The organism is Moorena sp. SIO3H5 (assembly GCF_010692395.1).
Lineage (GTDB): Bacteria > Cyanobacteriota > Cyanobacteriia > Cyanobacteriales > Coleofasciculaceae > Moorena.
The window spans coordinates 1-10,368 of record NZ_JAAHHS010000277.1 but is presented as its reverse complement, the minus strand read 5'-3'; the positions used below and the strand labels follow the sequence as shown (position 1 = coordinate 10,368).

The 10,368-nt window shown below is 42.5% G+C and carries 12 protein-coding genes and 1 pseudogene; 5 read left to right on the top strand and 8 right to left on the bottom strand.

Translation table 11 applies throughout. The features are described 5' to 3' along the window. Positions 1-188: 188 nt before the first annotated feature. From F6K52_RS24940 to F6K52_RS24920, 5 genes are all read right to left on the bottom strand, one after another. The gene (locus F6K52_RS24940; protein WP_293084373.1) at positions 189-899 is read right to left on the bottom strand and encodes a hypothetical protein; all 711 of its coding nucleotides are present in this window, start codon (positions 897-899) and stop codon (positions 189-191) included. 132 nt (positions 900-1,031) lie between these two features. Beyond that, positions 1,032-1,943 (bottom strand): acyl-CoA desaturase, encoded by a 912-nt coding sequence (locus tag F6K52_RS24935; protein ID WP_293084370.1) that lies wholly within the window; start codon positions 1,941-1,943, stop codon positions 1,032-1,034. Between the two features lie 56 nt (positions 1,944-1,999). After that, entirely contained in the window at positions 2,000-3,136 is a 1,137-nt protein-coding gene (locus F6K52_RS24930) for a class I SAM-dependent methyltransferase (RefSeq protein ID WP_293084367.1), read from the bottom strand. 229 nt (positions 3,137-3,365) lie between these two features. Further along, entirely contained in the window at positions 3,366-3,575 is a 210-nt protein-coding gene (locus F6K52_RS24925) for a hypothetical protein (RefSeq protein WP_293084365.1), read from the bottom strand. Between the two features lie 577 nt (positions 3,576-4,152). After that, entirely contained in the window at positions 4,153-4,878 is a 726-nt protein-coding gene (locus F6K52_RS24920) for a hypothetical protein (RefSeq protein WP_293084361.1), read from the bottom strand. A gap of 639 nt (positions 4,879-5,517) precedes the next feature. On the opposite strand from F6K52_RS24920, the gene F6K52_RS24915 reads away from it, so the two are divergent. The 3 genes from F6K52_RS24915 (at position 5,518) to F6K52_RS24905 (ending at position 7,621) form a co-directional block, all read left to right on the top strand. Continuing rightward, entirely contained in the window at positions 5,518-5,646 is a 129-nt protein-coding gene (locus tag F6K52_RS24915) for a hypothetical protein (RefSeq protein ID WP_293084358.1), read from the top strand. A 175-nt stretch (positions 5,647-5,821) separates the two neighbouring features. Then, on the top strand, positions 5,822-6,589 hold the full coding sequence (locus F6K52_RS24910) for a BMC domain-containing protein (RefSeq protein WP_293084355.1): 768 nt from the start codon (positions 5,822-5,824) through the stop codon (positions 6,587-6,589). A gap of 126 nt (positions 6,590-6,715) precedes the next feature. Then, positions 6,716-7,621, top strand: coding sequence for a LysR family transcriptional regulator (locus tag F6K52_RS24905; protein WP_293084353.1), 906 nt, complete (start codon positions 6,716-6,718; stop codon positions 7,619-7,621). 107 nt (positions 7,622-7,728) lie between these two features. Here F6K52_RS24905 and F6K52_RS24900 read toward each other — a convergent pair whose 3' ends face one another. After that, a complete protein-coding gene (locus tag F6K52_RS24900; protein WP_070394733.1) occupies positions 7,729-7,848 on the bottom strand; it encodes a photosystem II protein Y in 120 nt (39 codons plus the stop codon). 434 nt (positions 7,849-8,282) lie between these two features. Then, positions 8,283-8,834, bottom strand: coding sequence for a gamma carbonic anhydrase family protein (locus F6K52_RS24895; RefSeq protein ID WP_293084348.1), 552 nt, complete (start codon positions 8,832-8,834; stop codon positions 8,283-8,285). Between the two features lie 155 nt (positions 8,835-8,989). Between F6K52_RS24895 and F6K52_RS24890 the strand changes: the two genes are divergently transcribed. Next, positions 8,990-9,496, top strand: a complete 507-nt coding sequence (locus F6K52_RS24890; protein WP_293084345.1) for a TIGR02652 family protein — start codon at positions 8,990-8,992, stop codon at positions 9,494-9,496. Between the two features lie 129 nt (positions 9,497-9,625). Next, positions 9,626-10,063: a VOC family protein gene (locus tag F6K52_RS24885; protein WP_293084342.1), complete on the top strand. Its 438-nt coding sequence runs from the start codon at positions 9,626-9,628 to the stop codon at positions 10,061-10,063. Here the strand turns inward: F6K52_RS24885 and F6K52_RS24880 are convergent. Beyond that, positions 10,060-10,368: pseudogene (locus F6K52_RS24880) on the bottom strand (hypothetical protein); the annotation flags it as partial. The gene F6K52_RS24885 and the pseudogene F6K52_RS24880 sit on opposite strands and share 4 nt — an antisense overlap.

The following is a 10,368-nucleotide window of genomic DNA, read 5'->3' as shown; positions in this document are numbered from 1 at the left end:
CATCCCGTGTCGTTAATAAAGCTTGCCGAGTATCCGAACCGTTGGGTGGAGTTGGCAAGAAGCCTACACTGAACTCGTTCGCGAAGCGGCTCTGTAAGAGCAGAGTCAGTGTAGGAGTATGTCACAGGATCGGCAGCTTCAGCTAGCCGATGATGTATAGTGTTTCCCTGGCGGGGCAACAAAAGAGTTTAGCCTTTTTCAACCCCCCGCTTTGGGTGACCGAACCACGACCAACTACCATCTTTGGGCATATTTTCGTCCAAGGTTTGAACCACATCCTCCATCGTTCCAGTAGCAGAAACCCAACCCCCTTCAATATCCGGAAAATCCAGCTTGCAGTTTTCGCACTTCTTGTCGTAATAAAAGCGGATGGGACACCAAAAGGATTCTACATTCCGGAGCATTTCAGCACCCAGAGCATACACTCCAGTCATCCAATCGCAGTACCAACACCAAATCAGATCGTGCCCAACTAAGCCTTCAAACTTCTGGCGACTGACATTAATCCAATCCCTATGTTTGTAGTTAGGAAACCCAAGCAGCCAAATCAGGAAGGGGTAGACAAATACTTGTGCCAAGCGAATTGCAAAAAATACTGGTAGAGCGATCGCAGTTATCCACAATCCCAGGTGATTGCGCCACCAACCAAATCGCTGGCTGAGATAACTAACTATCCGAGGCCCTTGGATAGCATTCCGATGACTAGATTCGTCAATGAAAATCCACAACTGCATCACTCCAATTTGACCGATCAGTGACCCCACAAATCCCCACCAACCAGCAACTAAAGCACCAATCACCCAGGGGAACCATGTAAAAGCTGAAACAACCAGATCGAGTGTGGGTGCTTTAGTGCATGCCTCGGAAATAGTCTTGCCGGAATAACCTAATCTCGCCATGACCATAAGCAGCGAAATTAAAACTGTTTCCAAACAAATCACGATTAAGCAGCTGATCACAAGTCCGTTCATAGCTGACTCCTTCAATAAGATGACCAAACTTCATTCGACCGTTTTGGTAAATTGTTATTTTTACTCTCCAGAACTGGCATCGTTTTTAGTTACTTTGTCTAATACTTTGTCTAAGTTAGATGATTTATTTTTCATCCATTTCTTGGGCGTTTTCAGCTCCCACACCAAACCAAACCAGCTCAAAAACTTCAAGATATACCAAGCGATATCAATTTCCCACCAAACAAATCCGTGCCGTGCAGAGCTAGGTTCATAATGATGATTGTTATGAAATCCATCCCCTAGAGCTATGACACCAAAGAGCCAAAAGTTGCGGCTACTATCTGATGTCTGGAAGTTTCGATACCCACCGAAACAATGACATAAGGATTGAATTGTATGAGTTGTATGCCAAATCATCACGGTGCTCAAGCAAAATCCCCAGGCAAAACCTTCCCACCCAAAGAAGTAAAACATACTTGCAGCAAACGTAAATAAGGGAATCATATTAAAACGATCTAGCCACACCAGCTCCGGAAACTTAGCAAACTCAGGAATTTGCTCATAATTTGTCTTCAAGAACTTGTGATTAAGAAACCAGCCACTATGAGAGTAAAGGAAGCCTTGGTAGTAGGGAGAATGAATATCATTAGGGGTATCGGAGTATCGATGATGCAGACGATGAGTTTGCCCCCACCAGAGGGGTCCCCGCTCAGCACACAAACTGCCATGGAGTGCAAGAAAAAACTGCATCAGACGCGATGTCTTGAATGACCGATGGGCAAAATACCGATGATATCCTGCAACTAAACCCAAATGACGACCAAAATAACTAACTAAACATAGCGATACACCAAGCCAGGTAAATCCTGACCACACAATGGACAGAGCTACCAGATGAATGGCAATATAGATGACATGGAGATGATTGATCGGTAAGATGTCTTTTAATCCCATCATTTCTCTGCTTTGTATTGGTGGTAAATCTTGCATCGTTCCTCCTAATCCTCTCCTAATAGTTAACTAATCTTGACCATTAAGCTTGACCATTAAGCACGAACCATTAAATATTGACCATTGCCATTGTAGTGACCATCACACGCTGCAAAATTGCGAGCGAACCAGATCAAATAAAATCTCCACATCCGGCGAAACTTACCATAGTTCATGCCAAAATCTAACTGTTTTATTCTCTCCTGATTGGCATCAAAATTATTCAGCCAGTTTTCATAAGTTTTCGAGTAATTTAGTCCATTTATATACCAATCTTTGATAGTTTTTAGATCTTTATTTTTGCTCTTGATGACATCGTAATTCCAGAAACGCCCGTAAGGAAAGATATATTTATGAGTGAAAACACTGGATACATTATTGGGGGTACGAATTGTCATAATATGAATGAAGACTTTACCATCTTCTTTTAAGAAAGAAGCCAGATTGCGAAATGCTTGTGTCAAGTTACCTACGTGCTCAAAAACGCCAAGAGAAACAATTTTGTCAAATTTTGTATCAAACTTGGCATCATTAAAGTCTCCTTCATAGAGAGTGAACCGATCTGAACTCAGGTAACTTTGAGGATCGTTCATTTTATGGCGAATATACTCGCACTGTTCGTGACTCAAATTCAGACCTGTAGCCTGAGCATTGGGAAATTTGGCAAGTATATAATTAACCAGAGAACCCCAGCCACATCCGACATCTAATATCTGGTCTCCGTCTTTAATGTCTAACTTTTCAATAACATCATCCATCATCTGCATCTGAGCTTGTTCAAGGTTACAAGCTCCTCGATCCCACAATGCTACTGTGTATTTTGGATAAATTAGTGTACTACTACCCAACATCAGGTTGAACATCTCTTGGGGAAGGTCGTACTGGATCGCCATCAAGTCCTGTGATCCTTCTGCAACATTCTGACTTTCGTTCAATACCCATTCATAAGCTGTTAGAAGAGATGGGAAAAATTGGAAAAACACTGGCATACATGCATTGAAAAGTCCCTTGAGAGCCGAGTCAGGTATTTCGAGGCCATTCATATAAGCTTCTGCAATCAACATTTGCACCATGTTGACTGTCTTAATCACACCAAAGGTTCCATGAAAAGATAATGGATCTTTGTAATTTATATTTCCCAATACGGGAACATGATTTTCGAGTGTTTTGAATATCCCGACAGTAGTAGCCATGACTGTTACTCCCGTAGTGCTAAACGTTATAATCTATTGGAATTAAAGCTGTTGCGAAACAATAAAATAAGTTAGAAAAGTGGATAAAACTTAGGTATTATCTGCCTGCAAATATTGGTTGTTCTACCGAGATTGACTAACTAAGAGGATCGAATCCTAATTGCTGAGTAATGGGTTCCCTTACTAAAATGCGATACTCCCAGAAATGTTCACATGCAGCGCACAAGCCTCAATAAATATCGCACCACTCCCAATCAGCATTTGTTTCTTCTTCAACATTACGATCATGCAACCTAATTTCCCAATTTTCTGCTAATAGGGCGGCTACAGTAATAATTCCCAAAGGCGGTATGACTGCCTTGAGATTTGCTAACTCCAAGAATTTGTCGTAAGACCAGAAAGTTTTAGGAAAACGAGGATAAAGTAACAGAGTTTTCATTGGAGAGTCCTCTAAACCTCTTATCAAGCAATACTTTGAGAGTTTTGCTGCTGAACCTTATGTCAATAAATATCACTATTGACAATATTTGATTAAGTTGACAAGTCAAAACAACGTGCTCCAAGCAGCCGTCAATAATAGAAGTTTACTAAGCTACTTTGGAAATGACTATAGATTGGTTATAATATTAATATTAGGGCTGGCTAAGAAAACTCTGGCATTATGTTCATATAACTTAACAAATAAGTTAACAAAAGTCTATAATTATCCCCATCAGTGAGAAGTTTCAGTGACAAGTTAAGGAAGTAAGTCGTTTGTCAACACAGAGATAGTTTTCGTCAGAAGCCAATCAGGTTAAACTCAGAAAAGACAAGTGATGGAGCCTGACTGAGTTGAGCCTAAGCCGACGCCGAAAAACCCATCGAGACCACCCCAAGAAAAAACAACGCCCAATGGTGGTTGATGTGGCCTAGGCCAATTAATAAGCAGGGCGGGCAAGCGCCTATCCTATATTAATATTAAGCAATTGAAGTCTAAGATTGCGCCGCAACCTAAACCTATAATGATTCTAAGTTAATCAGCTCTCCAAACTTTTCTGATAATCTAAGTTAAGAAATAGAAGTATATTACCAATGGTAATCCCGATTACGATAAATTGGGGTAAAATTACTGAAAGTAAATCACCCCAAAAATTTTTCATAAAAGGAATACTAGTTAAGACACTATTCAAGATGAATTGTAAGGCTAAAGCAATCAATCCACCTAGAAAAGTGAAGAAGAATACTTTCCACCAATTCCCTTCAACTCTTGAGCGACTGTAATTGAAAGCGTCTTTTCCCCTTTGGTCTCGGAGAATACAAGTTAGCCCATAGTATTGATTATTTACCGTATAAACTATACCTGGGATTATAAGTAGCATAAATCGGATAAAATAGTTAATACTAAATATCAAAGCCAAGCCAACTAGAGGAAGTAAATTTGAAACTATTTTTTGGACTGCACTCTGATAACTGGTATCTCTTCCATGAAGATAATTTTCTGTAATCAGGGCTAGGGCTATATAGTAAATGAAACCTACTAAAGCTACAACAATCGAAAAAACTATAAAAAAGGCCAGAAATAATCCTGAAGGGTTATTTTGATTTTCAGGGTTTAAAGCTGATAAAATTATCAGCAAAGGCAAATAGATTGTACAAAACAACAGTAGGATAGGCTTCAAGTTTTTCAGATAAACATCAAACCCCATTGAAATTAATTCGATGAATCCAAGTTTTCGGCTTTGAAGTTTAGATAGACTACTCATGGTTACGGCTCCATCAACGGGTATTTATATATAGCAATTCTACGACTTGTGAGGTAAAAAATTCTGGTTTTTAGGGAGCAGGGAGCAGGGAGCAGGGAGCAGGGAAGAGGAACCCACCCCTAACCCCTCCGAGGAGGGTAAGGGAAGAGGGAAGAGGTAAAAAATAATGTGTACCTCATGAGTCCTAGAAACGCTATAAACGCTATCAAATAAACAAGGATTTAACTATAGCAGTCGCCAGGACAGTTAGGACATGACCAAAGTCTCAAACCTAAGTAAGCGCAAAACTTTGACTTCTGACTTCTGACTTCTGACTTCTGACTTCTGACTTCTGCTAGATCTGTGATTTAATCTAAATTTCCGGCTGGTATAGAAAAAAGGAATCGAACGCCAATTGTCAGAACTTTGATGGCTAGCAGGAACGCCATTGGCATAGCTAGAACGACACAAGTTGGGAGTCTCAAGCCAACACCCACCCTGTATTCCTTAATTTGACGCTATATAGTTAGTTTTTATAGAAGTTCTGTCTACGGTTTTATTAAAATAATTTATTATAGTTATAAATTATAATTATAGCTGTTTTCATAGTAATGAGGTAAATAAAATTTTTTCCCACTTCCGTTCCCCCCTTATTAAGTGGTGGGGGGGATCCCTTTTCTGACTTCCCTACTCCCTACTCTCTACTCCCGACTCCCGACTCCCGACTCCCGACTCCCTACTCCCGCACAACCCTGTAACTGTGTACCTCACCTATTTGATAAATGCTAGATCATACCGGTGGTCGGCACACTACTCCCAGACAAAACCTATGCCAATCATCTAGTCCCATGGCATGACTTGCTTCTTGATTGACCTTTGTAGGTTTCTGCTGAACACTTAACTTTCTAAACTTGATATAAGCCAACAATTAACAGCCGACAACCAAAGAGAGGTCTTCTGTCTGATGGAGTTATACAAACCTGGGCTTGCCCCTGACGATCCCTTGAGAAAGAGAAAACGGTTTAACCAAGCCTCCCTAGGTTTAGTCTCTACTCTAAGTTTTCCAGTGATTGTTAGTACTGCTGACGCCATGCTCAAGTCAGCAGAAGTTACCCTTGTGGGTTATGAAAAAACTGGTAGTGGTCACTGCACTGCCATTGTGCGAGGAGCGATCGCTGAGGTGAGAATTGCTGTGGAATCGGGTAAGGATTATGCTCAACGAGAGGGTGAGTTGCTGTCTTCGACAATCATTGCGCGACCACTTCCCAACCTGGAAGTGATATTTCCCATCGGTGTTAACCTACTCGATCAAGTTAACCAAAATCATCGTAGCCGGGTCAGTAATCATGCCCTAGGTCTTTTAGAAACCAGGGGATTACCAGCAATGGTTGGGGCCTCGGATGCCATGCTCAAAGCTGCCAATGTACAGCTTACTGCCTACGAAACCATTGGGGCGGGTTTATGTACTGCCATTATTCGGGGTCGTGTGGCAGATGTAGCAGTTGCTTTACAAGTTGGAATGGCTGAAGCCCAGCGTATTGGTGAACTAACCGCTGTGACAGTGATTCCTAGACCTCTTGAAGATTTAGAGAAAAGCTTGCCCATAGCGAGTTGCCTGATCGAGGAGCAACCACAACCGTTGAGAATACCAGTTAATGTAAAGGAAGCAGAAAAAGAACTTGTAGAACTACCAGATTTAAGAAACATACCCATACGTACCAAAGATTCATAATAGCTACCATGGAAAAAAGTCCACCATGAACACTATGAAATTTTCTTTTCCCCATTCCCCACTCCCTACTCCTGACTTTAAAGACTGTCAAAGACTAAGATCTCTATCCTGATAGGAGTAATATCATTGAAGCAAGCCACATTGCATCAGTTAAGAGTCTTTGAAGCAGTCGCTCGGCACCACAGCTTTACACGAGCTGCAGAGGAACTGTTTCTCACCCAACCCACTGTCTCTATGCAGGTGAAGCAGCTAACCAAAGTTGTTGGTATGCCTCTGTTTGACCAGGTAGGTAAGCGCATCTACCTGACCCAGGTTGGTGAGGAACTAGTTAAAACCTGCCGCGATATCTTTGAGAATTTAGACCAGTTTGAGATGAAAGTGGCAGATCTCAAAGGTTTAAAACAGGGGCGTCTGCGCTTAGCAGTGATTACAACTGCGAAATATTTTATTCCTCGTTTACTAGGTCCGTTCTGCCAGCGTTATCCAGGCATTGATATTTCTCTGCAAGTCACCAACCACGAATACATCCTTGGTCGTCTCAGTGAGAATCTAGATGACTTATACATTATGAGTCAGCTTCCAGAAAACCAGGAGATCTGCTACAAACCAGTGCAAGAAAACCCCCTGGTTGTGATCGCACGGGCCGATCATCCTCTAGCTCAGGAAAAAAATATCTCCCTTAAACGTATAGCTCAAGAAACCTTTATTATGAGGGAGCCTGGTTCGGGAACACGCAAAGCTGTACAAAAACTATTCGATCACCACCAGATTTCCCCAAAGGTGCGGCTGGATTTGGGGAGTAATGAGGCAATTAAGCAAGCGATCGCAGGGGGTTTAGGAATTTCTATATTATCTCGTCATACCTTAGTTATGGAAGGGGTTAACTCTGAGCTGGTGGTTTTGGATGTAGAACACTTTCCCATCGAGCGTTACTGGTATGCGGTCTATCCACGTAGCAAACAACTATCCATTGTTGCTGGTACTTTTCTAAATTATCTATTGGGTTCAGAGCCACTGATTTGCCAAAAATAAGATTGGTCAATAGCTCAAACAAACCAGCTGTATCCTCCTTTTGAGGGAACAGCTGGCTATTTTGCTTTTGTGCAAAGCTACTATTGCTCAATTGGTTGACGCGGGATTTATTGAGATCTATTCAAATAATTTTGAGCTTGTTTGAGAGCGATCGCACCAATATTGTAAGCTACCCAGCCTAGTGCTAGGAGTAAAGGCAATAAGACTATTAATAGACGTAAATCCATGGTTAAGCGTGTCCTCCCTATAATGCTTGAAGTATTTTTACCCTCCCACCCCTAGAAGAAGTGGGGTTGTTGGTTCAACAAGTTGCTGTGACTCAGTAATCAAATAACTCTTACCAAGCTAGAGGGGTAACCTCCCTCAGCTTGATATGCCTTGTACCGGACGGTACTTAGTTGTTTATATATATAGTCGCACTTATGGGTCAATTTTTTTTAGTTAATTTTTCAGTAAGCTGATCACCCATTTGTTCAAGACGTTGCACACTTCTTGGGAAAACTTAGCAAAAGTTAATCACAGTTACCCACACTTGACTAATGGGTAAGGAATCGGTAAAACGCGATACAGCGCTTTTGTGATAGTGTTTTTCTCAATTATTGTCCACTGTTCCGGGATCGGAAGTTCCCTGTTCCGGGTTTCGGGCAACGGCAGCGAAGTATTAGGTTACACTAAACCCTAAATCTGTGCCTTTACCTGCATGAACTAGAGCCAACTTTTCATAGTGCCGTGCATGTTCAATCAGTTCAGCGGCTTGAGCCTCCGAAACATCCCGTAATTTTTTGGCAGGGACACCGACTACCAAGGAAAGGGGAGGAACGTCTTTGCTAACCACAGCTCCAGCGCCCACGATACTACCATGACCGACACGAACCCCGTCGAGTACCACTGCTCCAATACCAATCAAGCTACCCTGTTCAATATATGCTGAATGAATGACAGCGCGATGACCAACTGTGACATGGTCTTCTAAAACTGTTGGCTTGCCGGGATCTCCGTGTAAAATTGCCCCATCTTGAATATTAGTGCGATCGCCAATCTCGATGCGCTCCACATCACCTCTGACTACAGCACCATACCAAATGCTAACTCCTGCAGCTACGGACACCTGACCCATAACTACAGCATTAGGGGCTACAAAGGCAGCAACAGAAAGATCTGGGGGAGGCCAAAAAGATGTCAGTATTGGGGTTTGAGGTAGGGGATGATCCACAATTAATCAGAATAGGGAGATAATGGTAATTAATACCTTAGGTTTTACATAGGTTTTACAGTGGGGTCACTGAGACCAACACTAATAAATACCCAGTTATAATGATGGAGCCATTAGGTAATAGCATATACCTCTAAGGCACTCCCTAGCATTTAATGATTGATTCTAGCTTGCAGTACCCGATATTCGGTTCAGAAATAAAATGTCCTCACTGCCGTCAGATAATTCCGGCATTGACGTTGACTGACACTTACTTGTGTCCACGTCATGGTGCGTTTGAAGCCAACCCAAAAACTGGGGAACTGATTCATTTACAATCTGGGCGTCACTGGCGTCTATGGCAAGATAAATGGTACCGACAGCACACTCATCCTGATGGAATTCGCTTTGAGATTCACGAAGCCCTAGACAAGTTATACACTGAAGGATATAGGGCAACACGAGTGATTATTGCCAGTCGTTATCGGGATTTAGTGAGTGCCTACCTAGAGCGCAGTACCCCCTGGCGAGGGAACTCAGAGTCAGGCAAACCCAGATTATATGGGTTGCCGGTAGAATTTAGCCCAGAACCTGAGGAAGAACCTTGTTGGGAAGTAATCAATTTTGATTTGGAAAAAGAACCTGGGGTACCTGTGCGCTACCCTTATTTCAGATTGTTTTAGTGATTGCTTGATTGGTGAGCACGTGATTAGTGATTGGTGAGCACGTGATTAGCGCTTGGTGATTTCAGTACACCTGTTGTTGCTTAGAAATAATAAAGGGTAAAGGAAAAAGGCCAAAGGACAAAATCCATGCATCACGCTTCGATTCGCACAGCCAATATTCATCGCGCGATCGCATTTTATGAGAAGTTAGGATTCACGGTATCTGAACGCTTCACTACTGGCATCACTCTAGCGTGTTGGCTGAAGGGACTGGGTGGACGCTTGGAACTGATCCAAATTCCTGAACCATCACCAGCACCGGATGCTTTTGGGGATGAGCATTATGTGGGATATTACCACGTGTCTTTTGACCTAACTGATAGCGCTACTGATTTGCCCAGTTGGTTAGAGTCCTTGAAAGAAAGTTTTAAAGAGGCTTCTGAGCAGAACCCAGAGCAGTTTCAGCCGTTGAAGGTTTTGTTGGAACCTACCCAACAGATGATCGGTAATCATGTTTATGAGGTAGCGTTTATCGCTGATACTGATGGTTTACCGTTGGAGTTTTTGTATCTGCTAAAAACCTAGACATAGACATCGGTTTTAGGGAGTCGGGAGTCGGGAGTCGGGAGTCGGGAGTCGGGAGTCGGGAGTCGGGAGTCGGAATACCCTGAAAAAAAATTACTAGTCTGTATAGCATATTTTACCATAATGAGGTACACATAATTTTTATACTGTTCCCTGTTCCCTGTTCCCTGTTCCCTGTTCCCTGTTCCCTGTTCCCTGTTCCCTGTTCCCTGTTCCCTGTTCCCTGTTCCCTGTTCCCTGTCCCCTGTTCCCTGTTCCCTGTTCCCTGTTCCCTGTTCCCTGTTCCCTGTTCCCTGTTCCCTTGT

Coding starts and splice junctions, on each gene's coding strand:
- F6K52_RS24940 (WP_293084373.1), bottom strand. CDS start 899: ATGGCGAGATTAGGTTATTCCGGCAAGACTATTTCCGAGGCATGCACT.
- F6K52_RS24935 (WP_293084370.1), bottom strand. CDS start 1,943: ATGCAAGATTTACCACCAATACAAAGCAGAGAAATGATGGGATTAAAA.
- F6K52_RS24930 (WP_293084367.1), bottom strand. CDS start 3,136: ATGGCTACTACTGTCGGGATATTCAAAACACTCGAAAATCATGTTCCC.
- F6K52_RS24925 (WP_293084365.1), bottom strand. CDS start 3,575: ATGAAAACTCTGTTACTTTATCCTCGTTTTCCTAAAACTTTCTGGTCT.
- F6K52_RS24920 (WP_293084361.1), bottom strand. CDS start 4,878: ATGAGTAGTCTATCTAAACTTCAAAGCCGAAAACTTGGATTCATCGAA.
- F6K52_RS24910 (WP_293084355.1), top strand. CDS start 5,822: ATGGAGTTATACAAACCTGGGCTTGCCCCTGACGATCCCTTGAGAAAG.
- F6K52_RS24900 (WP_070394733.1), bottom strand. CDS start 7,848: ATGGATTTACGTCTATTAATAGTCTTATTGCCTTTACTCCTAGCACTA.
- F6K52_RS24890 (WP_293084345.1), top strand. CDS start 8,990: ATGATTGATTCTAGCTTGCAGTACCCGATATTCGGTTCAGAAATAAAA.
- F6K52_RS24885 (WP_293084342.1), top strand. CDS start 9,626: ATGCATCACGCTTCGATTCGCACAGCCAATATTCATCGCGCGATCGCA.